Origin of the sequence: Streptococcus suis (assembly GCF_002960625.1) — a bacterium.
GTDB lineage: Bacteria > Bacillota > Bacilli > Lactobacillales > Streptococcaceae > Streptococcus > Streptococcus suis_T.
This window is the reverse complement of sequence record NZ_POJH01000034.1, coordinates 53,959-77,620: the sequence shown is the minus strand read 5'-3', so window position 1 is coordinate 77,620 and position 23,662 is coordinate 53,959. Positions and strand designations below refer to the sequence as shown.

The following is a 23,662-nucleotide window of genomic DNA, read 5'->3' as shown; positions in this document are numbered from 1 at the left end:
GGATGATTAGAGTTGAAAAGTATAAAACAAGTGATTACCAAGAAACCTCCTGGTCAGGTGGACGAACCACTCAACTCTATCTCTTTCCTGCTCAGTCTTCCTATGGTGAAAGAAATTTTCAATTTCGATTGTCCACAGCAAGTATGGACACGGAACAATCTACCTTTACCTCGCTACCTTCATATCACCGCATTCTATTAAGTTTAGACCAAACCATTGTCTTGCAGGATATGAATAGTGGCGAACAAGTAACTCTGGCTCCTTATCACATCCATCGGTTTGAGGGGGAACAATCCATCCAATGCGTAGGAAAAGCACAGGATTTTAATATTATATTTGACGATAGTGTGCAAGCTGATTTACAGGTGATGGATGAGAACAAGTGGGGTGTAGAGTGTGGGGATGATTTTCAATTTATCGTCATTTAGTTTTTCTTTTATTACTTCGTTAACTCGCCTTGCCTAACTCCAGTTATGCCTGCGGCTCGTTGCCTAGTACTAAAAGTAAACTAAAAGACTATATTTATGCCTTAGTCGATTTGGATTTCCATATAGAAGGTTGGGGAAGTGGTCATCTAGCCGCAAAGGAATTGCTGGTTGTAGAGACCAAAGAGTTGCCTCCCCGATCCCTTCATCTAACTGCTTGTCAAGCTTGCCAAAAGCCTAAGGCACTGATTGCTAAACTTAGGTCTACTGACCTAGGTAGGAACATGATCTAGAAGAAGATTTAGGAGATCATATCATGGAAAACAAACAGACACAGTTATCGACGCAGGAGAGTGCAAAATTCTCTCTGACAGGAGCGACCTTATACGGTATTAACGCTGTTATTGGGTCTGGTATCTTTCTCTTGCCGCAAAATATTTATCGGGACCTAGGTCCAGCTTCCATCGCTGTTATGCTAGGAACGGCTATCTTGACCATCATGTTGGCGGTCTGTTTTGCTGAGGTAGCAGGGTACTTTGGAAAAAACGGCGGTGCCTTTCAATATTCTAAACGTGCTTTTGGTGACTTTATTGGTTTTAATGTCGGCATCTTAGGCTGGATGGTGACCATGTTTGCCTGGGCGGCTATGGCAGCAGGTTTTGCTAAGATGTTCATCATTACTTTCCCAGCCTTTGAGGGAATGAATATTCCACTTAGTATCGGTTTGGTCATTCTCTTGTCCTTGATGAACATTGCTGGTTTGAGAACCTCCAAAGTCTTTACCATTACAGCAACCATTGCCAAGTTAATTCCGATTATTCTCTTCTCCCTTTGTGCTCTTATCTTTATCCCTAAAGGTTTGTCTAACTTTAGTCCTTTTGTTCAATTATCTGAAGGACAAACCTTGCTCGGAGCGATTTCAGGTACCGCCATCTATATTTTCTATGGCTTTATCGGTTTTGAAACCCTCTCTATCGTAGCTGGTGAGATGCGAAATCCAGAAAAAAATGTTCCTCGAGCTATATTAGGTTCCATTAGTATTGTTTCAATTTTGTATATGCTCATTATTGGTGGTACCATTGCTATGCTAGGTTCTGGTATAATGGATACAAAGGCTCCTGTGCAAGATGCTCTTGTTAAGATGATCGGTCCTGCTGGCTACTGGTTGGTATCTATTGGGGCTCTCATTTCCATCACCGGTCTTAACATGGGTGAATCCATTATGGTGCCACGTTTCGGTGCTGCCATTGCAGAAGAAGGACTTTTGCCAGCTGCCATTGCTCGAAAAAATGGCAATGATGCACCAGTTGTAGCCATTATTATTTCTTGTGTCATTGCTGTTATATTATTATTATCAGGTTCATTTGAAATTCTAGCTACCCTCAGTGTTGTCTTCCGTTTCTTCCAATACATCCCAACAGCTCTGGCTGTTAATAAATTACGCAAAGATGAGCCGAATGCACAGGTAGTTTTCCGTCTGCCATTTGGTCCAGTTATTCCAACTATTGCTGTAGTCATCAGTTTGATTATGATTTGGGGTGACAATCCAATGAACTTTGTATATGGAGCCATTGGTTTATTGATTTCGAGTGCGATTTACTTCTTCATGCATGGACGAAAGAAAGTGTAATGGAACACTCCTGAAAAACGAAAGGATGAAAGTTATGACAAAACCACTTGTATTAGATGGAAAAAGTTTGTCTTTAGAAGATGTTGTAGCCGTTGCCAGAGCTGGTCAACAGTGCTTGATTTCAGAAGAGGCTAAGGCGGATGTGCTGGCTTCTCGTCAGATTGTGGATGATATTGTCAGGGAAAAGCGAGTTGTCTATGGGGTGACCACTGGTTTTGGTTCCCTCTGTAATGTGAGTATCCCTACAGAAGACACTATCCAACTGCAAGAAAATTTGATTCGTACCCATTCTAGCGGTTTTGGGGATCCTCTACCAGAGGAAGTGGTTCGGGCTATTATGCTGATTCGGATCAATTCTCTGGTCAAAGGGTATTCAGGTATTCGGCTTGAAACCGTTGAAAAATTGTTGGAGATGTTGAACAAGGGGGTTCATCCATTTATTCCTGAAAAAGGCTCACTAGGTGCATCAGGTGACCTTGCTCCGCTGTCTCATATGGTTTTACCAATGTTAGGTTTGGGTAAAGCCTATTACAAGGGACAGTTACTTTCAGGCAAGGAAGCTATGGAGCAGGCAGGGATTGACATCATTCACCTAGCAGCAAAAGAGGGCTTAGCCTTGATCAACGGCACAACAGTCTTGACAGCCATCGGTGCCCTAGTGACTTACGATGCCATCCAGCTTTTGAAACTATCAGATATTGCTGGAGCACTTTCACTGGAAGTTCATAATGGTATTACCAGTCCATTTGAAGAAGAATTGCATCTTATCCGTCCTCAAAGTGGTCAACTTGCGACGGCAAGAAATATTCGTCGTCTCTTAGAAGACAGTGGTAACACGACAGTGGCGACCATTCAGCGCGTGCAGGATCCGTATACCTTACGCTGTATCCCACAAATTCATGGTGCGAGCAAGGATTCGATTGCCTATGTCAAGGAAAAAGTAGAGATTGAAATCAACTCTGTAACGGATAATCCAATCATTTGTAAGAATGGCCACGTTATTTCAGGTGGTAACTTCCACGGAGAACCGATGGCTCAGCCATTTGATTTGTTGGGTATCGCGATTGCAGAAATCGGAAATGTGTCTGAACGCCGTGTCGAACGTTTGGTCAATAGTCAGCTCAGCAAATTGCCGTCCTTCTTGGTTAAACACCCTGGCTGTAATTCAGGCTTTATGATTACCCAATATGCCTGTGCGGCCCTAGTATCCGAGAACAAGGTTCTTTCTCATCCAGCCAGTGTGGATTCTATTCCATCTTGTGAAAACCAAGAAGACTTTGTCAGCATGGGAACAATTGCAGCCCGTAAGGCAGGGGAAATACTGAAAAATGCTCGCCGTGTCCTTGCAACAGAAATCATGGCTGCTTGTCAAGCTCTGGATTTGAAAGGGAACAGTACTCAACTTGGTAAGGGAACCAAGCCAGCCTATACAGTCTTTAGACAGCAGGTTGACTTCATCGAAAATGACAAAGACATTGAAATCTACGACGAGCTCAATAAAGCTTCGCTTGTGATTGAAAGTCCGGAATTCTTGGCTGCAGTGGAAGAGGCAGTTTCTCTGACTATCCAATATGACTAAGCCAGCCTGATCAGAATTTGACAGGAAGTAATAAGATAGCTATACTAAATAGGAGGTCTTATCAAGGAACAAGACCTCCTATTCTGTCAGAGTTTGATGATGAAGATGATAACTAGGAGAAAACATGCTAAGTAACTATTATCCAACAACCTATTCCTACTATCAAAGAGGGGTTGACGATGATCTCTATACTGCCAAATGGGGCATGGTGATGGAATTTATCGATCTCAATAACCAAACACTTGAACGCTTAGAGGGCAAGCATTTTGGAATCATTGGATTTAAGAGTGATAAAGGTGTCTATATCAATCATGGACGTGTTGGAGCAGTAGAGGGGGCCAGTAGTATCCGAACCCAACTAGCCAAACTACCTTGGCATTTGGGCAACGAAGTCAAGATTTACGATGTGGGGGACATAGATGGGCCTAATTGTAGCTTGGCAGAATTGCAGGACAGTCTGGCTGCAGCTGTTCAGCGGATGCTGGACTTGAACCTTTTTCCGATTGTCCTGGGTGGAGGACATGAAACGGCCTATGGACATTACAAGGGCCTGCAGGCTGGCTTAGAGCAGGAAGAGCCGATTGCTGTTATCAATTTCGACGCTCATTTTGACCTTCGTCCTTATGACCAAACAGGTCCAAATTCTGGTACTGGTTTTCGGCAGATTTATGATGATTGTAGGGCAAGGGGCTACGAATTTCCTTACTTAGCCTTAGGAATTCAAGAACACAATACCAATCTCTTTCTCTTTGACTTTGTTGCTAAATCAGCAGATATTTCCTTTTTAACCGGGCAAAATCTCTACGTAATGGGCTATGAAAAAATTTGCTCTTACCTAGATGAGTTTATTCAGCGTCAGCAGGCTATCCATCTGACCATTGATATGGATTGTTTTTCAGTGGGCTCTGCCCCAGGTGTCAGCGCCATTCAGTCTCTTGGGATTGATCCAAACCTAGCCGTTCTACTCTTACAGTATTTGGCTGCTAGCGATAAAATTGTTGGTATCGATATTGTTGAAACATCTCCACCTCATGATATAGACAACCATACGGCCAACTTAGCAGCAACGCTTATTTTCTATCTGACACGGATTTTGGTTCAAACACACGACAGAAAATAAAGACTTTTCCTAGGATAACTAGAAAAAAGGAAGGACTATCACTGAATAGGTCCTTCCTTTTTGGTTGTATGATTGTAGTTGAGCTTATTTAGTTTGCTTTCATGAAATTCTCCAAATCTTCCAGAAGCAAACGGTCGCGATAAGGGTTCAGGAATTGTTTGGCGATGTGGTAGTAGTGGCTCAAGTCCTCGTCTAATTTTTGAGCAAATGTAGCTTCTAGTAGGGGATTGTCCCTCATTTCATTCTTCAATTTTGCCATTAGGTAATAAATCATGCCCTTATCTCTTGGATTAGAATAGCGAGAAATCAAAGCTTCTTTCCTATCTAGCAGGTCATGAACTCCTGTGTAGTCTTGTTTCTGGCAACCTAGTAGCGCTAAATAGAGCTTGAGCTGTACTTCCTTCCAAGGATAAATCTGTTGATTGACTTCTTGAATAGCCGCCTGAAAGATGGAATGAGCCTGGTCAAAATCTTGCAGATGATAGTAGGAAGTCCCCAAGCCGATATAAAAACCAAGAGTAGATGATTGAGGAGCCTGGTCTTGCATCAATTCAATGGCGTCTTTTTGCAGGTGGATGGCAGTCAGAAAATCTCTGCGAATCTGAGCCATCTCCGCCAAGTAATCTAGGGCAGCCGCAATCTGAATGGCGTATTTCTTCCGCATAGAAGCTGTCAGACTAAAGCAATCAATGGCTTCGTAGAGAAGACGACTAGCCTTCTCCTCATCCCCTAACATGAGATTAAAAAGTCCCTTAAAGCGCAGAAACATTCCGATGGCTTGGTGATCATTAGCCTCTATAGCAGTTTCCAGACCTAATTCAGCATAGTAGCCCAGGTCACTTATGTTTTCAATCTGGATGCAGTAATGGATAAACTGTCGATAGCCTTTCAATAGATAATCTTGTTCATGGAGGGCGTGGGCTCTGGCAATCACCTTACGGATACTGCTAACCCCCTTCTGGTAATTACCGATTCGGATATAGTAGCGACCTTCATAAAATTCAAATCGAACTTGAAGAAGCTGGAACTGACGCTGGTCGCCATAAAGCTTTTCGAGATGAGCCATGGTTTCCCGCACCTCAGCCAACTGTTCCTGGATCCAGAGCACATTCTCTTCTTCCTTGCCCCCACTTAGTTGGTCCTTACTAGAGCCCAAAGGAAAAAGATCGTAGTGTGACTTGATTGCCAGATTTAAGTGTTGTAAACGATATTCCAGAGCCATCAGAGGTTGCTTGGCAGCAGTAAAATGCCTTGCAATCTTTAGCAATAAGACGCTGTTGTTGGGTTGAAGTTGTAATTTTTGGATGAGATGAAAGGCAATTTGTTCATGCAAAATTCTTCTTTTTGATAGAGGTAGCTGATCGTAGAGAAATTCTCCTAAGACAGCTTGACGAAATTGCACTTCCAGTCGATCATCAACCTCTTTTTGCAGGATAAGGGATTTGCTGGTTAGCTGATCCACCAATACAGCCATTTCATGATGGCTTAGTCCCATTAAATCAGCCAATAGACTAACATCACTTCCAGCACTACAGGTCGAAAGGTAGTTGAGTAACTCCTCTTCTTTTGTATCAAGGCCATGGACCTGCAAAGCCATTTTTGACCGAATAGCTGCCGTTAGAGGATGGAATTCACGGCCCTCCCTGATTTGCTGGGCGTATTGGTCAAGGAGAAAGAGATTGCCTTGACTAAAATGGTAAATTTGCTCTAAATTAGAAAGAGCATCCTGCTGGCTCAGTTCTTTTAAAAAGTCCTGACTGTCAGCGAGGGATAAATTTTTCAAATAAAGGTTTTCTGCAAGCTGATGGTTATACAGGTAATGCTCAAGATAATCCATTTCCTTATTTTGCCGTAAGTTTCTGGTGAATAGAAATGCTAGAGGAGCACGGCTAAGAGCATGAATACAGTCCAGCACTACTTGTAAACTCTCTTTATCCATCCAATGAGCATCCTCAATCAAGAACAGTAGAGCTTGTTTCTGACAGGTCTTTTCCAAACCATCAATCAAGTCTTCACGCTTCCTTGTTTCTTCCAAAGACAGTCTTGTATCCAATGTCTCTTGGAAAATCCATTGATAGTTATGACTTATCTTTCGCCAAATGGAGTATGGCTTGTAGAGGTCCTCTGGTAAACAGTTGATATGAATGATAGAAAACCGTTGGTCCTGGTTAGCCAAGACCTGACGGACCAGGCTTCGTTTTCCTGAGCCAACTTCACCGTGGAGGAAAAAGGCACGACTACCAGTTTCTAAGACAGAGGCTAGGAAATGTTCGAGAGCATGGATTTCTTCGATTCTTCCATAAAAGTAGTCGGTTTTGGGAGCTAACTGAGTGTCTTTTTTCTCTGCATGGTCCCTGACGACTTGATAATAGAGGTTTTTTATCGCTTCACCAGGTCCGATTCCTAGCTCCTTATCCAACAGTTGTGCCAAGCGATGATAGGTTTCAATAATCTTTCGTGTCTGTCCTTCCTCCAAATAGAGTTTCATCAAGCTAAGATAATGCTCTTCATTGAACTCATCCATGCTAATCATCCGAAGGATGAGGTGCTCAGCTTCTTCTAAGTCAGACAAGCGCTCTTGTTTTTCCAGCAACTGCTGGCAGGCTGTCAGATAGGTCTTTTCCAGTTGGGACTTGATTTTTTCTATCCAAAAGTCAAACTCTTGGCAATTCTTGATATAAAAATTTTCCAGAAACTCTCCCTTGAAGAGATGGAGCTGGTGAACAGGGTCTGACAAGAATAGCTGCACATCACAGGCAATAGCAATATGGGGATTGATAGCAAGCATGGACCTGCTGGGACTGACAATAGCTTCACATCCTAGCTCTCTGTTGGTCTGATAAATAGTATTCCGTAAGTTTTTTCTAGCCTTCTCGGAATTTTTATCCCCCCACAAGAGTGTAGCTACCTCTTCACGACTGGCTTCACCTTTTAACATAAGATAATAAATCAGGGCACTGATTTTGGCATAGGATGGTGTGATTTCCGCTTGATTGACTAAGATAGTCGGAGTTCCAAATAGTAAACAAGATAACCTTGTCATAAGTAAGCGCCTCCAGTTGTTCTTGTATCTACTATAACAAAAAAATATAAGGAAAACAAATGATATATTATGATGTTTAGAAATGATTTCTACTGAAATAGAATGAGCAACTTCCTGCCAACATCTTGACTGCTTTTACGAATACATAGGATGAGGAGGAAATATGTTTATCGTAAAAAATAAAACCAATCACTTGTTCAATCTCCTAGAAGTTCAGGATTTGAGAGGTGAAGACTTTTACTGTCCCCAGTGTTCTAGTCCAGTCCGCTACCGTTCTGGTAAAATCATGCGACCGCACTTTGCCCATGTTAGTCGGAAAGACTGCCCGTTTTTTACGGAGAATGAATCTGCCCAGCACCTTTCCCTCAAATCAGAGCTTTACAGTTGGCTGGCAGAAAAGGAGCCGGTTGAGTTGGAAAAATACCTACCAGAGATCAACCAACTAGCAGATTTATTGGTGAATAAGCGACTCGCCTTAGAGGTCCAATGTTCCAGTCTGCCGATTTCTCGTTTGCAGGAACGGACGCAAGCCTATTGTAATGCTGGTTACCAAGTTCTCTGGTTGCTAGGCAAGGATTTGTGGCTCAAGGATAGGTTGACCAAATTGCACAAGCAGTTTCTCTCCTTTAGTATGAATATGGGCTTTCACCTCTGGGAATTGGATGATGAGAAGAAGGAGCTGCGGCTTCGCTACCTCATTCATGAAGACCTGCGTGGCAAGGTTCACTGTCTAACGAAAGTCTTTTCCTTTGGTCAGGGTGATTTACTGGATATATTTCGGCTGCCCTATGCCAAGCAAAGTTTGTCCTACTTTACCTGTCCGATGGATAAAAACTTGGTAGACTATATCACCAAGCAGCTCTATTATCGTGTACCTAAGTGGATGAAGTTGCAGGAGCTAGCCTACCAGCAAGGGAAAAACTTGCTCACTCAGTCCTTGGATGACTGGTATCCCCAAATCCGCCTGCCCCGCTCTGCCATTGGCTTTGCCCAAATCAAACAAGACCTGACACCAATTTATCTAGCTTTTGATAAGTTTTATGACAAAATGCAAGACAAGGAAAAACAAGTTCTGTATCCGCCTATAATTCATAGACAAAATGTGTAAATAATGATATAATAAAAGAAAAGGTTTACAAGGGGGTCTTGTGATGAAACGGAGTCGAGTAACTATAATAGGTGCTTCTTTACTCTTATTGGCATGCCTATCAGCCTGTGCTGTAAAGTATACGGAAGGACAAACGAGCACTGCCTCGAATCAGCAAGTACAAACTATCAATGAGAAAGAGGCTCAAAAGTTTACAACCCAGCATAGTCAGAAAGTAGCATCTAAAGAAGTAGGAGATGACGGAGGAACACTCATAGTCTTTGAAGATGGTACGGAATATCTTTACACTGATGAATATTATATGCTTTCCTACCAAAGTGGTTGTAAGGTAACCTATTTCGTCGAAAGCGGTGACTATACAGTAGCGACTGACGAATATGAAGGCGAAGAGAAGGCAAGTGAGGCTACTGGACAGATTGGACAATATTTTGTAGCTAGTGGCTACTCTATCGCTTTTGCAAATGATGGAGATTTAACGATTGACCTACAAGGAAATTTTGTCCATCAGGCTAATAATCAGGAGAGAAAAGGAAGTATCAAAGAGGCTGAAGGAAGCAGTTACGTTGACGGTTTGTTAAATAAATATGGTATCCCCAATCTTGCATTCTATGATAGCTTTGTCAAGGAAGCAGTAGCAGATGCCAAGACTTACTTTACTGATGGTGAGTAAAGTGTAAGCCTCCACTTTCCGTTGGAAAGAGGGGCTTTTTTATGGTAGAATATGAGCTACGGAGGATATATTATGTCTAAACAACGTTATGAAATCGAAGAAAAATACCAGTGGGATTTGACCACAATTTTCCCAACAGATGAGGCTTGGGAAGCTGAGTTGGAGGCTATCCAGGTAGAAACAGACAAGGCCAAGGTTTTTGCAGGTCACTTGCTGGATTCTGCTAAGAGTCTCTTGGAGATTAGCGAAACCCAGCTTGGCCTTATGCGTCGACTTGAAAAACTCTATGTCTATGCGTCCATGAAAAATGACCAAGACACTCGTGAAGGGAAGTACCAGGAATTTCAAGCTAAAGCTCTGAGCATTTACTCAGTTTTTTCTCAGACTTTTGCCTTCTATGAGCCAGAATTTATGGCCATTACCGAAGAGCAGTTGGAAGCCTTTAAGGCAGAAGAACCTGCTCTTGTGCAGTACAGCCATCAATTTGAAAAACTCTTAGCAGCCAAGGACCATGTCCTGTCACAAGAAGTAGAAGAAGTCCTTGCTGCGACCAGCGAGATTTTCGAGTCACCTGCTGAAACCTTCTCAGTCTTAGACAATGCTAGCCTGCGTTTCCCAGAAATCGCAGATGAGGACGGTCACTTGGTGCCCCTTTCACACGGTAACTACATTCATTTTATGGAGTCTAAAAACCGTGAGGTCCGCCAAGAAGCATACGAAGCTATGTACGGTACCTACGAGCAGTTCCAGCATACCTACGCTAAGACTCTGCAGTCTAACGTTAAAGTCAATAACCTGAAAGCTCGTTTGCGTAAGTACGACTCAGCCCGCCACGCATCACTTGCAGCCAATTTTATTCCAGAATCCGTTTACGATACATTAGTAGCGGCAGTCAACAAGCACCTTCCGCTCTTGCACCGTTATATCAATTTGCGTAAGAAACTCTTGGGTATTGATGACTTGAAGATGTACGATATGTACACACCATTGTCAGATTTCAGTACCAAGATTTCTTATGAAGATGCTCTCAAAAAATGCCAAGAAACCTTGGAAATTTTCGGTGAGGAGTATTCGGCTATTGTAAAAGAAGCCTTCGAAAACCGCTGGATTGACGTCCATGTTAATGAAGGAAAACGCTCAGGAGCATACTCAGGAGGTGCTTACGACACCAACGCCTTCATGCTTCTCAACTGGCAGGATAACTTGGATAACATGTACACTCTTATCCATGAAACAGGCCATTCACTTCATTCTATGTTGACTCGTAAGACGCAACCCTATGTCTATGGCCATTATTCACTTTTCTTGGCTGAAATTGCTTCAACGACCAATGAAAATCTTTTGACAGAAAAACTCTTGGCAGAAGTAGAAGATGACAAGGAACGCTTTGCTATTCTAAATCATTACCTAGATGGTTTCCGTGGTACAGTCTTCCGCCAGACCCAATTTGCCGAGTTTGAACAAGCAATCTACAAGGCAGACCAGGAAGGTCAAGTCTTGACGGCTGATTTCCTCAATGAATTGTACGGTCAGACAAATGAGAAGTACTACGGACTTTCTGCAGAAGAAAATCCAGAAATCCAGTTTGAGTGGGCTCGTATTCCACACTTCTATTACAATTTCTATGTCTATCAGTATGCGACAGGTTTCGCAGCAGCATCCGCTCTGGCAAACAAGATTGTTAATGGCAGTCCAGAAGACAAAGAAAACTATCTCAACTACTTGAAAGCAGGTAGCTCAGATTATTCCCTCAATGTCATTGCCAAAGCAGGTGTAGACATGACCAAGGAAGATTACCTCAACGATGCCTTCAAGGTATTTGAGGCTCGTTTGGAAGAATTGGAAGCTCTTGTTGAAAAAGGGGTTCATAAATGAGCAATATCAAGAATAGGATTGAATATAGAAAAGGTCAAACATCCATTATCTGGATATTGATATCAGCCACTATTGTAACAATCTTCTTCTTGTTTCTTACACAACCGGACTTAAGCAGGAGTAGTACTTCTTCTTCTACAGACCTATCGACTACCCGTGAGCAATACATACTCGATGCTGAACCAATGACGCTTGACCGGGCAAGAATCATCTCTCCAAAAATGGAAAATGAAACGGATGCAGAGTACCAGGAGCGTTTACAAGAGATTGTCGATACTGTCAATGAGAGGATGGAGGAGAGGAAATCCAGTATTAGAAGACAAGCCGAGACGGTGCAGACTCAAAATAATGAGTTCATATCTCCCATTATATTAGCTATTTGGGGAATTACCGCTGCTTTTGTTATTGGAGCTCTTATCAGTAACTATCTGAAATCTCGCCAGCCTATTGCAATAGTAATGACTGAGGAGTATATTGAATTTAAGGCTGGTATGTTTCGTGAAGAACATCGTCTCTACTGGAACGAAATTGCAGCGATAGAATACAGTATGAGGTATCAACGTCGTTCGAATTCGGGGAGCTATTCTACAAGTAGGTACCTATATTTTAAAGATGTTAATGATACAATTTTGGACAGAATCAATTTAAATAGCTTGGAAAATTCTGATTTCAATAGTATTCACCGCGATATTAGCAGTTTGGTTCCAGATATGAACTGGATTTATCCCTAATCTTGTGTATTGGAAGCTCTTGTTGAGAAAGGAGTGTGAATATGATTTCCTACAAACGATCTTTTGTATTACCACTTGTTATTAGCATGGTATTTATCTTGATTGGTATGGGCTTAATGTTAAAGCCAGAACCTGCTATTCTATCAGGATTGGGCTACCTATTGTTAGCTGTTCCTTCTGCCTTCTATGCTTATTTGTGGCGGAAACAAGGACCGGTCTTTGTCCTTAATCAGCAGTGTTTAGAGTATAAAAACAAACTTTTGGGAGAAAGAATAACCATTCCTGTAGCAGAAATTGGGAAAATTCAATATGAGCTTGTCCGCATATACCGTGATTATTATTCAAAACGGCTACGCATTGTAGGAAGGACAGGAACTCTTTTGGCTGAGGTGAAACTTGAGAATCTTTCTGGAGCTGATTTCAATGAAGTGTATCAATTCCTCAGTCCACTTGCACCCCATATCGTCTGGGAATTCCCAAAATAAAAATAATAAACAGAGGAGGTAGTATGCTAACAGAAGAAAATTTACAGGATATTTTTGAGATTGCTGACCTACTATCTGAGGGCAACCGAGATATATTTATCCAATTAAAAGAGAGCGTCTTTGCAAGTGATCCCAATCACATTTTAGACTTGCTAGAAGGTATTTTATCACCAGAGGCATTTGATGCCTTCTTAGATCGTGTGGGAGAAGTAGAAAAGGACAATTTGTTGCTTATTCTACTAGCTTTACTGGAGCATAATCGGTACGTCTGTGTTCGACCACGCAAGGATCGCTTATTTGATTTTATCGCGGCTTTTGATTGTCTACAGCCTGTACGAAATGCAGGGATTTTGTTAAAACTAGATTCGGCTGGCTTGGAGGAAACTGGCAATGTGCCAGACTGGGCTGCGATTATTGATGAAAAATATGCTAGTGAACAGTTTTGTTTGGCTGCTGTAGAGATGAATGCCGACCAGTACCATCTCTTATTCGGTAAAGTAGCCACCATAAAACGAGTACAGAAACTCTTTGCTAATCTAGGTTATCGCCTGGACTATGCCAAAAATATGTAAGCAAAAAGGCAGGAGAAATCCTGTCTTTTAGTATGTATGGGAAGAAATTGTTGGCGACTTATGCTATAATGGACCCTATGGTTGAATCATATTCTAAAAACGCAAACCACAATATGCGCCGTCCGGTTGTCAAGGAAGAGATTGTGGACTTTATGCGAACACGTCAGGCGCAACATACAGGTTTTCTCAAGGAATTAGAGGACTTTGCCCGTCAGGAAAATATTCCCATTATTCCCCATGAAACCGTGGCCTATTTCCGCCTGCTCATGCAGACCCTGCAGCCCGATCGTATTTTGGAAATCGGGACTGCCATTGGCTTCTCAGCTCTGTTGATGGCTGAAAATAGTCCCCAGTCGCAGATTACCACCATCGACCGCAATGAAGAGATGATTGGATTTGCCAAGGAAAATTTTGCTAAGTTCGATAGTCGGAAGCAAATTGAGTTGCTCGAAGGTGAGGCGATGGACTTGCTGCCAAGCCTGCCTGATGATAGCTATGACTTTGTTTTTATGGACTCTGCCAAGTCTAAGTACATCGTATTTTTGCCAGAGGTCTTGAAAAAGGTCAAGGTCGGTGGCTTGGTTGTCTTGGATGATATTTTCCAGGGGGGAGATGTCGCCAAAGACATCATGGAAGTTCGTCGTGGCCAGAGGACCATCTACAAAGGCTTGCAACGTTTATTTGATGCGACCCTGGACAATCCGGACTTAACAGCCAGTCTGATTTCTATGAGTGATGGTCTGCTCATGCTACGAAAAAATGTAGAGAATGTAGACCTAAACCTTGCAGAAAATTAAGCTCTTTTTAAGATTTTATGGTATAATGAAAGGGTTAATGAAGAAAAGGAGAGATTTTCTAAATGAAGAAAACCAAAAAAATTCTTGCAGGTGCAGTGACCCTCCTTGCAACTGTGACACTTGCAGCTTGCTCAAGTGCAGCAGATAAAGATATTATTACCATGAAAGGCAATGCCATCTCTGTATCAGAGTTCTACGAGCAGGTGAAAACCAATGCCCAAGCTCAACAAGTTTTGCTTTCTATGGTTATCGGTCATGTTTTTGAAGAACAGTATGGCGATAAGGTATCGGATAAAGAGGTCAATGAAGCCTATGATAAAATGGCTGAGCAGTACGGTGATTCATTTGCAACAGCTCTTGCTTCAGCAGGTTTAACGACGGATACCTACAAGGAACAAATCCGTACCAACAAATTGGTAGAATATGCTGTCAAGCAAGCCGCTGAAAAAGAGTTGACTGATGAAAACTACAAAGCTGCTTATGAAGCTTACACTCCAGAAGTGACTGCCCGTATCATCAAGCTAGATGATGAAGCAAAAGCTAAGGAAATCCTAGCTGCCGCTCAGGCTGAAGGTGCTGACTTCGCTCAGTTGGCTAAGGATAATTCTACAGATACTGCAACTAAGGAAAACGGTGGAGAAATCAAGTTTGATTCTACTTCTACAACAGTTCCGACCGAAGTTAAATCAGCTATCTTTGCATTGAATGCTGGTCAAGTTGGTGCATCTGTAGTGACCGTCGTAGATATGACGACGTACACAACTAGCTATTACGTTGTTAAACTAGAAGCTAAATCTGAAAAATCAGCTAACTGGGAAGATTACAAGGACAAGCTGAAGGAAATTATTATTGCACAAAAACAAAATGATGCAACCTTTGTAGCAACTGTCTTGAAAGATGCCCTTTCAAAAGCTAATGTTAAGATTAAAGATCCTGCCTTCCAGAACCTTCTATCACAATATGTGGCGACTGATGAAAGCAGTTCTTCAACAGAAGCTTCAAGTTCTACAACTGAAAGCTCGTCAGGTCAGTAAGAACCAAACCTATTAAGAATAAATACTCGATCCCTTAGTCCAGAAAATTGGCGGTTGTTGCGAGCCATCTAAGCCGAGTATTTTGCTACTTAATGGAATACATTATTGAATATGAAATGAGAATGACAAGTCATTGAATGAAGGTGGTACCGCGGTTTTTCGCCCTTCGTTTGATTTCTTGTCATTTTTTGGAGGGAGTCATGAAACAATTTCAGGTCAAACAACGTTTTGTTTTGGGTGGTGAAAAATTTGATATTCATGATAGTCATGGACAGCTTGCTTATCAGGTTGAGGGCACCTTCTTTGAAATTCCCAAGCGGTTTACGGTGACCAATGCCAGAGGTGGAGAAGTTTGTCGGATTACCAAGAAATTTTTGACCTTCCTACCCCAATTTACCATTGATATGGCGGACGGGCATTCATTCTACTTGCAAAAGGAATGGACCTTTTTCAAGGACCGCTATAGCGTGGAAAATCTAGGCTTGGTCCTAGAAGGCAATATCTGGGACTTGGATTTTCGATTGAAAAAACCTGATGGTCAGCTAGTAGCTGAAATCTCCAAAGAACTCTTTCACCTGACTTCTCGTTACTCCGTAACAGTAGTCGAGGATGACTATGCAGACTTGGTCATTTCCCTGGTGGTCGCAATCGACTACGTCGAAATGATGGAAGATGCATCCAGTTAACCGTAACGTAGAATAAAAAAATGGTTCAGTTAGCTAGCTTGCTAAATTGAACCTACCTAATTATCACTAAGTATGAAAGGAAATGTTCAATTTGGATAATTTTCTGAATTGAACACGCCCGGAAGGCTCGGAAAAAAGATAAACTGTCTAGGAAATCAGGATTTCCTGTCAGTTTCCTATTTTTCAGTCGCCTTCTAATCGGGCTTGGTATCTTAATTATGAAACAATTATCATCTGCACAAATCCGCCAAATGTGGTTGGATTTCTGGAAATCAAAGGGTCACTCTGTTGAGCCTTCCGCAAATCTTGTCCCTGTTAACGATCCAACTCTCTTGTGGATCAACTCTGGTGTGGCAACGCTTAAAAAATATTTCGATGGCTCTGTCATTCCTGACAATCCACGGATTACAAACGCACAAAAATCAATCCGTACCAACGATATTGAAAACGTTGGTAAGACAGCTCGCCACCACACCATGTTTGAAATGCTTGGTAACTTCTCGATTGGTGATTACTTCCGTGATGAAGCGATTGAGTGGGGCTTTGAGCTCTTGACCAGCCCAGAATGGTTTGCCTTTCCAAAAGACAAGCTCTACATGACCTACTATCCAGATGATGTGGATTCTTACAATCGCTGGATTGCTCTTGGTGTTGAGCCAAGCCATCTCATTCCACTTGAAGATAACTTCTGGGAAATCGGTGCAGGTCCTTCAGGTCCAGATACGGAGATTTTCTTTGACCGTGGTACTGACTTTGACCCTGAAAACATTGGTATTCGTCTTTTGGAAGAAGATATTGAAAACGATCGTTACATCGAGATTTGGAATATCGTATTGTCACAATTCAACGCAGACCCAGCTGTTCCGCGTTCTGAGTATAAGGAATTGCCAAACAAAAACATTGATACGGGTGCAGGTTTGGAGCGTTTGGCAGCTATTTTCCAGGGGGCTAAGACTAACTTTGAAACCGACCTCTTCTTGCCAATCATTCGCGAGGTAGAGAAGATTTCTGGCAAAACTTATGACCAAGATGGCGACAATATGAGCTTCAAGGTTATCGCAGACCACATCCGTGCTCTTTCATTTGCTATCGGTGATGGTGCTCTTCCAGGAAATGAAGGTCGTGGTTATGTCCTTCGTCGCTTGCTTCGTCGTGCGGTTATGCACGGTCGTCGCTTGGGTATCACAGAACCATTCCTCTACAAATTGGTGGAAACAGTTGGCAACATCATGGAAAGCTATTACCCAGAAGTCCTTGAAAAACGCGAATTCATCGAAAAAATCGTCAAGCGTGAGGAAGAAACCTTTGCTCGTACCATTGACGCTGGTAGCGGTCACTTGGATCAATTATTGGCCCAGTTGAAAGCAGCAGGTAAGGACACGCTTGAAGGTCAAGACATCTTCAAACTCTATGATACCTATGGTTTCCCTGTGGAATTGACAGAAGAATTGGCAGAAGATGCAGGCTACAAGATTGACCACGAAGGCTTCAAGGCTGCCATGAAGGAGCAGCAGGACCGTGCGCGTGCGGCTGTTGTCAAAGGTGGTTCAATGGGTATGCAAAATGAAACCCTAGCAGGCATTACTGAAAGCTCAACCTTTGTCTATGGTCAAACTAGCCTAGATGCCAAGTTGGAAGTCATTATCGCTGACAATGAGCGGACAGAAGCGGTGTCAGAAGGACAAGCCCTCCTCGTCTTTGACCAAACACCATTCTATGCTGAAATGGGTGGTCAGGTGGCAGACCGTGGTGTCATTAAAAATGCCGCTGGGGATATTGTTGCGACTGTCATCGATGTGCAGAAAGCACCAAATGGCCAGCCATTACACACGGTTGAATTGACTGCAAGCATTTCACTTGGTCAAACTTACACACTTGAAATCGACACAGACCGTCGTCGTGGCGTTGAGAAAAACCACACGGCAACTCACTTGCTCCATGCGGCTCTTCACAAGATCATTGGTGAACACGCAACTCAGGCTGGTTCCTTGAATGAGCAAGACTTCCTCCGCTTTGACTTTACTCACTTTGAGGCTGTTACTGCTGAAGAACTCCGTCGTATCGAAGAAGAAGTCAATGAGCAAATTTGGAATGCTATTCCAGTTGTGACAGTTGAGACCGATATTGACACAGCCAAGGAAATGGGTGCCATGGCCCTCTTCGGTGAAAAATATGGTAAAAATGTCCGTGTGGTAACCATCGGTGACTATTCTATCGAACTTTGTGGTGGTACCCATGTGGGCAACACTGCTGAAATCGGTATCTTCAAGATCTTGAAAGAAGAAGGTATCGGTTCAGGTACCCGCCGTATCATCGCGGTAACAGGTCGTGAAGCCTTCCTTGCCTACCGTGACCAAGAAGATGCGCTCAAAGAAGTAGCAGCAACCATCAAGTCACCACAAATCAAGGAAGTGCCAAACAAGGTCGCAAACCTTCAAGAACAAGTTCGTGACTTGCAAAAAGAAAATGCTTCTCTGAAAGAAAAAGCAGCAGCAGCGGCAGCAGGTGATGTCTTCAAAGATGTCAAAGAGACCAATGGTGTTCGCTACATTGCCAGCCAAGTCCAAGTATCAGACGCAGGTGCCCTCCGTACCTTTGCGGATAACTGGAAGCAAAAAGACTACTCAGATGTCTTGGTGCTAGTAGCAGCCATCGGTGATAAGGTCAATGTCCTTGTAGCCAGCAAATCAAGCGATGTCCATGCAGGCAACCTCATCAAGGTCCTTGCTCCAATCGTTGCAGGTCGCGGTGGTGGTAAGCCAGATATGGCTATGGCCGGTGGTAGCGATGCATCTGCTATCCAAACCCTCTTGAACAGCGTAGCTGACAATCTCTAATCGCTCACTAAACTCTTTTATCCTTTGGATGAAGGAGTTTTTTTGTATCTTATTATAGTCATTCTGACCATCATTCGCTACATTTTGACAAATTTCATAAACTTTTTGACAAAAATTATTATTTTTTTGACAAAGATACTTGTCAAAAAGAAAATGAAGTGTTACAATGATATCAAGATAAAGTGATGAAAACGAATTTATCAGGTAAATAAACAGAAAGTAGGAAATAAATATGAAAAAGATAAACAATAGTGACATCACACGTTTTGTACAACTTATGGCGATCATCTATCTAGTTTTTGTCCTACTGGCTGACATTATGAAGTGGCAGCAGTTGGATAATACCCATGTCGTTCTTGCCATTTGCACTATCGCAGTGACAGATGAGCGCTTGTGGAAACTAGCTGGCAGAAAAGAGCAGAAGGAAGAAGATTAAAATTAGTCGAGAGTAAGTGGTGGAAAGTTATGAAAAACAATAGCAATAAAAAAGGAATTTTGATTACAGGAACAAGCGTTGTGCGAGGAGTGCAGGTTCTAGTTGCACTATATTTGATTTATAGTTTAGTTAAAAACATCGTATTTGGTCGGGAGATAGATACCATGATACTCTTGATGATGATGAATTCTCTCCTTCTTTTAGATGTCACTCTCAGCAGAGAAAAGGAGAAGAAAAATGAACAAGACAGTTAAAAATGGAATGAAAGTAGTCCTACTGTTTTTCGCACTCTTCTTGATAACTATTTTGATATTTAAAATTTTTGCCTTGCTAGGATTTGACATTGGTTTGACGGAAATGAGTTATCCCTTTCCTCCTTTATTGGCGACACTGGTGTTAGCTCTGCAATTTAACAAAAAGAAAAATAGTGAAAAAAGCTAAGGAAAGACAGGAGAAACCTTATGAAACGACACATTTCATCTGATATGGCAGCAATTATGATTACAGGGGCAACTATATTCGGCTTACTGATTGGAGTTGCTCTAGGACTATATAGTTTAGTCTAGCTTGAAGGAAAATGAAGGAGAAGAAAGATGGAAGCGAAAAAGAAATTATATGAAGTCAATATCATGGAAAATAAGAAATTTGTCTGGGGATTGAATATTCTTTCGACTGTTCTAATTTTCCCATTTGCTCTTCTATTCGGTAAGTTAGCCTTTTCCTTGTTGGCTAATGTAGAACAAAATTTGACACTTACCTTACCAGAGTTATGGATAGGAATGGTTCTATTTCCTCTTTTGATAGTTGTGCATGAAGCGATTCACGGTATCTTCTTCAAGGTTTTTTGTCCTGAAAATCCTGTCAAATACGGGATAAAATGGAAGTCCGGTATGGCCTATGCTACCAGTCCAGGTTCCCTCTACAATCGGATGCAAATGTTGGTAATTTCCCTGGCTCCCTTTGTCGTGATTAGTCTAGGCTTGACAATACTAGCGAGCTTAGGGGGAATGGACGTATCTCTTTATCTGATGGTAGCTACCATGCATGCGGCTGCTTGTGCAGGTGATTTCTACTATACCTATCTTTTATTGGTTAAGTTTGCTAAGGGGAATATAGCTGTCGAAGACACAGAAACAGGCTTGATTATCTACCAAGCCTAGAAAGGAAAACTCATGGAATATGTCTTAAAAAATCGGCTCAAGGAATTGCGGGCCAGAGATGGTCTCAATCAGACAGAGCTAGCAAAGTTAGCAGAAGTATCACGGCAGACCATTAGTTTGATTGAGCGGGGAGAATACACGCCCTCGGTGGTCATTGCCATGCGCATTGCACAGATTTTTAATGAAAATGTGGAGAATGTCTTTCAATTAGTGGAGGTAGAAGAATGAAACAGGGGAAACAGATTACAACAAAACAAAGATGGATGAGGAATCTTACCTATTTGTTTTTAGGAGCAATTTTCGGTGCATTTAATGGCTTTTTTGGAGTATTGATTTCTAAGTTTGGATTACCGCCTTTTGTCAATCTAGATAACTTTCTATTTTGTTTGCGTATCGTTACTTTTGTCATTTTCGCTGGAACCGTATATTTTATTCTTAAGGCTAATCAAACACATAAACTTTATCATTCTATTTCAGATGAGGATGAAGAACGTGTTGATGAGACATATATGAAAATGTTTCGTAACCTAGAATACGCGAACATATCTTTCAATGTTGCTGCGTCATTGACTCTTTTAAATTTAGGATTAGGTTTTGGAGTTACCTTCTTAGAAAAGGGGGCACTCATGTACGGGTCAATATTTGATGCAGTTTTCTATGTTATTCTTCTCATTAGTCAGATTTTTATCATGAAATTAACTCAGAAAATTCGTGACTATAAGTTGTCTGTATTTGCTACGGTAAAAGAAATGAAAGACTTTGCTGAGGCAATGGACGAAGGTGAGAAACAAGCAAACTACGAAATGAGTTTCCAAATCGTTTTCACTTTAAATCAAATCGTGTTACCAGGTTTGTATCTATTCCTATTTGTACTTAGCATGCTATTGCAGGAGCGACAAATTATAGCCTTTCTAGTTGTTGCATTTTTACATATTTACATCAATGTCATGCAGGTTCGTATGGTCCGTCGTTATTTTAAATAAGAATTTTTGAAAGAGTTTTAGGTGATAGCTATGAAAAAGGAAAATCTACACATTCGAGCAATTCGTTATTTCTATGATATTGTTGGTGAGTTAGACCAGGTGTCTTATGCGGCCTTGACCAATTTCGGCAACAATATGTATATGCTCTTTATGACAGTGACACTGCTGAGCTTCCTAGTTAGCTTTGCGCTGGGAGAAGATGTTATGGGAATCAGCCTCTTCTTGACATTGGTTTATTCTCAATTCAAACAGGATGCCATTATCAAACAGTTGGGTCTAGATAAATTGGTGATTGACAAGGCTGATGTAAAAATGGCTCGTAAGAAAATGATGAAACGAACTCTGTATCAAACCCTACAGATTGCAGTATACAGTCTGCTAGTTAGTATTGGCCTCTGGCAGTTTCATATCCCACAGGAAAGTGGTACCTCTGCTGCGGAGTATTTCCAGTTTGTCACTCCCATGACAGTTGTCCTTTTGACCCCGGTGGGATTCCTTAGTTTCTATATTGTTAATCGTAAGAAAATCAAACTTATTTAGTTTAGATGGAGGTCAACTCATGAAATTGTTTATGAAAATTTATCTTGTCCTATTAATCGTCCTTGGTCTCTACGCAGTTGGCTATATTTTCGGAGAGTGGCTGGCTACTAGGCAGATTGATTTGTCAACTCTGAATATTCTTCTGCCGATGGTTTTGGGCTTGCCAGCTCTGCTATTGTTCGAAAAAGGTGCTAAGAACTAATTAAGTGTATATAAAGGAGGTTGCTATGAATAGACTTGGAAATATCAAAGATTGGAATGTGGTTAAAAATTGGAAGTTTCTTTTAGTGGGACTAGCTGTCGTTGTACTAAATGTATTGACTCAGATGGCCATGTTTGCCCTACCAAATTTTGATGGTAATAATCTACTGATTGCTGCAGCCCTCTTATTGTTTGCCGTGGTAGTCGGTCTTGTTTTGACCAGTAAAATTGGTTTATGGAAGAGCGAGCAGAAGTGGGGAATGTTAAAGAATATTGGTTTTGTAGTCCTCGCTTTTATCGTTATGTTTGGTCTGAAAATAATTGGTGGGCAATTGATTATGCTAGAAGAGGGATACGGTCAAACAACTGCCAATCAGGAAATTATCAATAATTCAGGCTTACCAACCTTAGTTTTGTTTCTCTTTACAGTTTTCTTTGCTCCAGTTTTGGAGGAACTGCTTTTCCGTGGCATTCTCATGGGGAAAGTCTTTGGTAAGGATTCGATTGTGGGATTATTGCTATCGAGTTTTCTGTTTGGACTTATTCACAATCCGACCAATATCGGATCTTGGGTTGTCTATGGAGGTATGGGCCTAGTCCTTGGACTCGCCTATCGTATTTCTGGCAAATATACCAACGCACTTATTCTACACAGTCTGAATAATCTTCTTGGATTTTTACTGATGCTACTGATGCAGAGTCTGGGCTTGATATAGGAGAAAAATATGGAACTATTTTTATGGATTCTAGTAGGATTTCTATTTTTCAATTCTTTATCAGATGGGAAAAAAGTGAAGCAGTTGCAAGCCAGGGTAAAAAAGTTGCAGAAAACTACAAAAGGAGAAAATCAGATGTCAGTTTTATTGAAAGAATTGGTCGGAAGTAAAGCCAAAATCCGCTTTGATGAGGACTTTTCTATTGCTTATGAATACACCATTTTGGCAGTTGATGAGGAATGGGTTAAAATTTCTCGTGAATTAGCGAATGGGGAACTTGAAACCAAGTTGGTACGAGTCGATAATATTGTCGACTTGAGCTTTTAGGGAGGGAATATGTTGAAATTTATCAAACACGCTGCATTACTATTTCTATACTTTGTTGCCTATCAGATTGCATCTGGTTTTCTAATGGTAGGACCAACCTTACAAACCATTCCTGACATTCCTGCCCAGTTGATTGACAGTACAATTTGGATTTGTGCGATAGTTGGTATCGTTCTTTCCATTGCGCTCATTATTCTGTTATGGAAGTATATCTATCCACGTCATTCTGTAGACTATCGTGTGACAGCTTTATGGTTCCATAAGATTCAATGGCCGATTTTACTCTATATTGCATTTTTTATCTTCCAATTTATTGTACCAGTCCCAGAAAGTGAAAATCAAAAACTAGTGATTGAATTCGTTTCAGCCTATCCCTTGATTGCATTTAGCTCAGTAGTGATTTTTGCTCCAATTTTAGAAGAATTGATTTTCCGTGGTTTCTTGGCAACCTATTTCTTCCCTAAAATAGCAGATATGAAGGCAGTTGGAATCTATCTTGTTGTAACAGGGGCTTTATTTAGTCTGGTCCATATGCCAGCAACTCTTCCCCAATTTATGATTTATTTCACGATGGGACTCAATCTAGGATGGCTCTATCTGATTAGACGTGATATTCGTTATCCGATTGCACTACATATGCTCAACAACGGTATTTCTTATTTCATGATTGTATTTTTAGTATAAAAAAAAGCAGCTCGGATTGAACT

At 41.5% G+C, this 23,662-nt stretch carries 26 protein-coding genes; 25 read left to right on the top strand and 1 reads right to left on the bottom strand.

Annotation, left to right across the window (positions count from 1 at the left end):
- Nucleotides 1–2: 2 nt before the first annotated feature.
- The 4 genes from C1G49_RS08595 to hutG all read left to right on the top strand — a co-directional run bounded on the left by C1G49_RS08595 (nucleotide 3) and on the right by hutG (nucleotide 4,754).
- A complete protein-coding gene (locus tag C1G49_RS08595; protein WP_105125361.1) occupies nucleotides 3–428 on the top strand; it encodes a HutD family protein in 426 nt (141 codons plus the stop codon).
- 313 nt (nucleotides 429–741) lie between these two features.
- Nucleotides 742–2,055 carry an APC family permease gene (locus C1G49_RS08590; protein ID WP_105114262.1) on the top strand — a complete coding sequence of 438 codons (1,314 nt, stop codon included), beginning with the start codon at nucleotides 742–744 and terminating at the stop codon, nucleotides 2,053–2,055.
- Nucleotides 2,056–2,089: 34 nt separating this feature from the next.
- Nucleotides 2,090–3,634, top strand: a complete 1,545-nt coding sequence (gene hutH, locus C1G49_RS08585; protein WP_161942105.1) for a histidine ammonia-lyase — start codon at nucleotides 2,090–2,092, stop codon at nucleotides 3,632–3,634.
- 124 nt (nucleotides 3,635–3,758) lie between these two features.
- Nucleotides 3,759–4,754: a formimidoylglutamase gene (gene hutG, locus C1G49_RS08580; protein WP_105125359.1), complete on the top strand. Its 996-nt coding sequence runs from the start codon at nucleotides 3,759–3,761 to the stop codon at nucleotides 4,752–4,754.
- Nucleotides 4,755–4,842: 88 nt separating this feature from the next.
- Here the strand turns inward: hutG and C1G49_RS08575 are convergent, their stop codons facing one another.
- Entirely contained in the window at nucleotides 4,843–7,797 is a 2,955-nt protein-coding gene (locus tag C1G49_RS08575; protein WP_105125358.1) for an AAA family ATPase, read from the bottom strand.
- A 163-nt stretch (nucleotides 7,798–7,960) separates the two neighbouring features.
- Between C1G49_RS08575 and C1G49_RS08570 the strand changes: the two genes are divergently transcribed.
- From C1G49_RS08570 to C1G49_RS08470, 21 genes are all read left to right on the top strand, one after another.
- Nucleotides 7,961–8,905, top strand: coding sequence for a competence protein CoiA (locus C1G49_RS08570; protein WP_105125357.1), 945 nt, complete (start codon nucleotides 7,961–7,963; stop codon nucleotides 8,903–8,905).
- A gap of 43 nt (nucleotides 8,906–8,948) precedes the next feature.
- The gene (locus tag C1G49_RS08565) at nucleotides 8,949–9,575 is read left to right on the top strand and encodes a hypothetical protein (RefSeq protein ID WP_105125356.1); all 627 of its coding nucleotides are present in this window, start codon (nucleotides 8,949–8,951) and stop codon (nucleotides 9,573–9,575) included.
- A 72-nt stretch (nucleotides 9,576–9,647) separates the two neighbouring features.
- A complete protein-coding gene (gene pepF / locus C1G49_RS08560; RefSeq protein WP_105125355.1) occupies nucleotides 9,648–11,450 on the top strand; it encodes an oligoendopeptidase F in 1,803 nt (600 codons plus the stop codon).
- Nucleotides 11,447–12,181 (top strand): hypothetical protein, encoded by a 735-nt coding sequence (locus tag C1G49_RS08555; protein WP_105113334.1) that lies wholly within the window; start codon nucleotides 11,447–11,449, stop codon nucleotides 12,179–12,181. Before pepF ends, C1G49_RS08555 begins: the two co-directional genes overlap by 4 nt.
- A 41-nt stretch (nucleotides 12,182–12,222) precedes the next feature.
- On the top strand, nucleotides 12,223–12,666 hold the full coding sequence (locus tag C1G49_RS08550; RefSeq protein ID WP_105125354.1) for a hypothetical protein: 444 nt from the start codon (nucleotides 12,223–12,225) through the stop codon (nucleotides 12,664–12,666).
- 23 nt (nucleotides 12,667–12,689) lie between these two features.
- On the top strand, nucleotides 12,690–13,238 hold the full coding sequence (locus C1G49_RS08545) for a DUF6630 family protein (RefSeq protein WP_105125353.1): 549 nt from the start codon (nucleotides 12,690–12,692) through the stop codon (nucleotides 13,236–13,238).
- 77 nt (nucleotides 13,239–13,315) lie between these two features.
- Nucleotides 13,316–14,035, top strand: coding sequence for an O-methyltransferase (locus C1G49_RS08540; RefSeq protein WP_105125366.1), 720 nt, complete (start codon nucleotides 13,316–13,318; stop codon nucleotides 14,033–14,035).
- Nucleotides 14,036–14,097: 62 nt separating this feature from the next.
- Nucleotides 14,098–15,069 (top strand): peptidylprolyl isomerase PrsA, encoded by a 972-nt coding sequence (gene prsA / locus C1G49_RS08535; protein ID WP_105125352.1) that lies wholly within the window; start codon nucleotides 14,098–14,100, stop codon nucleotides 15,067–15,069.
- 137 nt (nucleotides 15,070–15,206) lie between these two features.
- Nucleotides 15,207–15,755, top strand: a complete 549-nt coding sequence (locus C1G49_RS08530; RefSeq protein WP_105125351.1) for an LURP-one-related family protein — start codon at nucleotides 15,207–15,209, stop codon at nucleotides 15,753–15,755.
- Between the two features lie 218 nt (nucleotides 15,756–15,973).
- The gene (alaS, locus tag C1G49_RS08525) at nucleotides 15,974–18,592 is read left to right on the top strand and encodes an alanine--tRNA ligase (RefSeq protein WP_105125350.1); all 2,619 of its coding nucleotides are present in this window, start codon (nucleotides 15,974–15,976) and stop codon (nucleotides 18,590–18,592) included.
- Nucleotides 18,593–18,824: 232 nt separating this feature from the next.
- Nucleotides 18,825–19,028: a hypothetical protein gene (locus C1G49_RS08520; protein WP_044677494.1), complete on the top strand. Its 204-nt coding sequence runs from the start codon at nucleotides 18,825–18,827 to the stop codon at nucleotides 19,026–19,028.
- A gap of 29 nt (nucleotides 19,029–19,057) precedes the next feature.
- Nucleotides 19,058–19,282, top strand: coding sequence for a hypothetical protein (locus C1G49_RS08515; protein WP_105125349.1), 225 nt, complete (start codon nucleotides 19,058–19,060; stop codon nucleotides 19,280–19,282).
- Nucleotides 19,266–19,469 (top strand): hypothetical protein, encoded by a 204-nt coding sequence (locus C1G49_RS08510; RefSeq protein WP_105122179.1) that lies wholly within the window; start codon nucleotides 19,266–19,268, stop codon nucleotides 19,467–19,469. Before C1G49_RS08515 ends, C1G49_RS08510 begins: the two co-directional genes overlap by 17 nt.
- 152 nt (nucleotides 19,470–19,621) lie before the next feature.
- Nucleotides 19,622–20,188, top strand: a complete 567-nt coding sequence (locus C1G49_RS08505) for a DUF3267 domain-containing protein (RefSeq protein WP_105125348.1) — start codon at nucleotides 19,622–19,624, stop codon at nucleotides 20,186–20,188.
- A gap of 12 nt (nucleotides 20,189–20,200) precedes the next feature.
- The gene (locus tag C1G49_RS08500) at nucleotides 20,201–20,416 is read left to right on the top strand and encodes a helix-turn-helix transcriptional regulator (protein WP_012028279.1); all 216 of its coding nucleotides are present in this window, start codon (nucleotides 20,201–20,203) and stop codon (nucleotides 20,414–20,416) included.
- Entirely contained in the window at nucleotides 20,413–21,171 is a 759-nt protein-coding gene (locus C1G49_RS08495; RefSeq protein WP_105125347.1) for a DUF3169 family protein, read from the top strand. The genes C1G49_RS08500 and C1G49_RS08495 overlap by 4 nt, the downstream gene beginning before the upstream one ends.
- Nucleotides 21,172–21,201: 30 nt before the next feature.
- Complete coding sequence (locus C1G49_RS08490; RefSeq protein WP_105125346.1) at nucleotides 21,202–21,711, top strand: DUF3278 domain-containing protein; 510 nt, start codon at nucleotides 21,202–21,204, stop codon at nucleotides 21,709–21,711.
- A gap of 19 nt (nucleotides 21,712–21,730) precedes the next feature.
- Complete coding sequence (locus tag C1G49_RS08485; protein WP_105125345.1) at nucleotides 21,731–21,913, top strand: hypothetical protein; 183 nt, start codon at nucleotides 21,731–21,733, stop codon at nucleotides 21,911–21,913.
- A gap of 25 nt (nucleotides 21,914–21,938) precedes the next feature.
- Nucleotides 21,939–22,628 (top strand): CPBP family intramembrane glutamic endopeptidase, encoded by a 690-nt coding sequence (locus C1G49_RS08480; RefSeq protein WP_105125344.1) that lies wholly within the window; start codon nucleotides 21,939–21,941, stop codon nucleotides 22,626–22,628.
- 9 nt (nucleotides 22,629–22,637) lie between these two features.
- A complete protein-coding gene (locus tag C1G49_RS11465) occupies nucleotides 22,638–22,955 on the top strand; it encodes a hypothetical protein (RefSeq protein ID WP_105125343.1) in 318 nt (105 codons plus the stop codon).
- Nucleotides 22,956–22,964: 9 nt separating this feature from the next.
- Nucleotides 22,965–23,639, top strand: a complete 675-nt coding sequence (locus C1G49_RS08470) for a CPBP family intramembrane glutamic endopeptidase (RefSeq protein WP_105125342.1) — start codon at nucleotides 22,965–22,967, stop codon at nucleotides 23,637–23,639.
- Nucleotides 23,640–23,662 lie beyond the last annotated feature (23 nt).

Excerpts from the sequence above, each read along its gene's own strand:
- C1G49_RS08540 (WP_105125366.1), top strand. The coding sequence starts at position 13,316 with ATGGTTGAATCATATTCTAAAAACGCAAACCACAATATGCGCCGTCCG.
- hutH (WP_161942105.1), top strand. The coding sequence starts at position 2,090 with ATGACAAAACCACTTGTATTAGATGGAAAAAGTTTGTCTTTAGAAGAT.
- C1G49_RS08530 (WP_105125351.1), top strand. The coding sequence starts at position 15,207 with ATGAAGGTGGTACCGCGGTTTTTCGCCCTTCGTTTGATTTCTTGTCAT.
- alaS (WP_105125350.1), top strand. The coding sequence starts at position 15,974 with ATGAAACAATTATCATCTGCACAAATCCGCCAAATGTGGTTGGATTTC.
- C1G49_RS08490 (WP_105125346.1), top strand. The coding sequence starts at position 21,202 with ATGAAAAAGGAAAATCTACACATTCGAGCAATTCGTTATTTCTATGAT.
- C1G49_RS08590 (WP_105114262.1), top strand. The coding sequence starts at position 742 with ATGGAAAACAAACAGACACAGTTATCGACGCAGGAGAGTGCAAAATTC.
- C1G49_RS08515 (WP_105125349.1), top strand. The coding sequence starts at position 19,058 with ATGAAAAACAATAGCAATAAAAAAGGAATTTTGATTACAGGAACAAGC.
- C1G49_RS08595 (WP_105125361.1), top strand. The coding sequence starts at position 3 with ATGATTAGAGTTGAAAAGTATAAAACAAGTGATTACCAAGAAACCTCC.
- C1G49_RS08520 (WP_044677494.1), top strand. The coding sequence starts at position 18,825 with ATGAAAAAGATAAACAATAGTGACATCACACGTTTTGTACAACTTATG.
- C1G49_RS08545 (WP_105125353.1), top strand. The coding sequence starts at position 12,690 with ATGCTAACAGAAGAAAATTTACAGGATATTTTTGAGATTGCTGACCTA.
- C1G49_RS08470 (WP_105125342.1), top strand. The coding sequence starts at position 22,965 with ATGTTGAAATTTATCAAACACGCTGCATTACTATTTCTATACTTTGTT.
- hutG (WP_105125359.1), top strand. The coding sequence starts at position 3,759 with ATGCTAAGTAACTATTATCCAACAACCTATTCCTACTATCAAAGAGGG.
- C1G49_RS08510 (WP_105122179.1), top strand. The coding sequence starts at position 19,266 with ATGAACAAGACAGTTAAAAATGGAATGAAAGTAGTCCTACTGTTTTTC.
- C1G49_RS08550 (WP_105125354.1), top strand. The coding sequence starts at position 12,223 with ATGATTTCCTACAAACGATCTTTTGTATTACCACTTGTTATTAGCATG.
- C1G49_RS08495 (WP_105125347.1), top strand. The coding sequence starts at position 20,413 with ATGAAACAGGGGAAACAGATTACAACAAAACAAAGATGGATGAGGAAT.
- C1G49_RS08575 (WP_105125358.1), bottom strand. The coding sequence starts at position 7,797 with ATGACAAGGTTATCTTGTTTACTATTTGGAACTCCGACTATCTTAGTC.
- pepF (WP_105125355.1), top strand. The coding sequence starts at position 9,648 with ATGTCTAAACAACGTTATGAAATCGAAGAAAAATACCAGTGGGATTTG.
- C1G49_RS08555 (WP_105113334.1), top strand. The coding sequence starts at position 11,447 with ATGAGCAATATCAAGAATAGGATTGAATATAGAAAAGGTCAAACATCC.
- C1G49_RS11465 (WP_105125343.1), top strand. The coding sequence starts at position 22,638 with ATGGAACTATTTTTATGGATTCTAGTAGGATTTCTATTTTTCAATTCT.
- C1G49_RS08485 (WP_105125345.1), top strand. The coding sequence starts at position 21,731 with ATGAAATTGTTTATGAAAATTTATCTTGTCCTATTAATCGTCCTTGGT.
- C1G49_RS08565 (WP_105125356.1), top strand. The coding sequence starts at position 8,949 with ATGAAACGGAGTCGAGTAACTATAATAGGTGCTTCTTTACTCTTATTG.
- prsA (WP_105125352.1), top strand. The coding sequence starts at position 14,098 with ATGAAGAAAACCAAAAAAATTCTTGCAGGTGCAGTGACCCTCCTTGCA.
- C1G49_RS08480 (WP_105125344.1), top strand. The coding sequence starts at position 21,939 with ATGAATAGACTTGGAAATATCAAAGATTGGAATGTGGTTAAAAATTGG.
- C1G49_RS08500 (WP_012028279.1), top strand. The coding sequence starts at position 20,201 with ATGGAATATGTCTTAAAAAATCGGCTCAAGGAATTGCGGGCCAGAGAT.
- C1G49_RS08570 (WP_105125357.1), top strand. The coding sequence starts at position 7,961 with ATGTTTATCGTAAAAAATAAAACCAATCACTTGTTCAATCTCCTAGAA.
- C1G49_RS08505 (WP_105125348.1), top strand. The coding sequence starts at position 19,622 with ATGGAAGCGAAAAAGAAATTATATGAAGTCAATATCATGGAAAATAAG.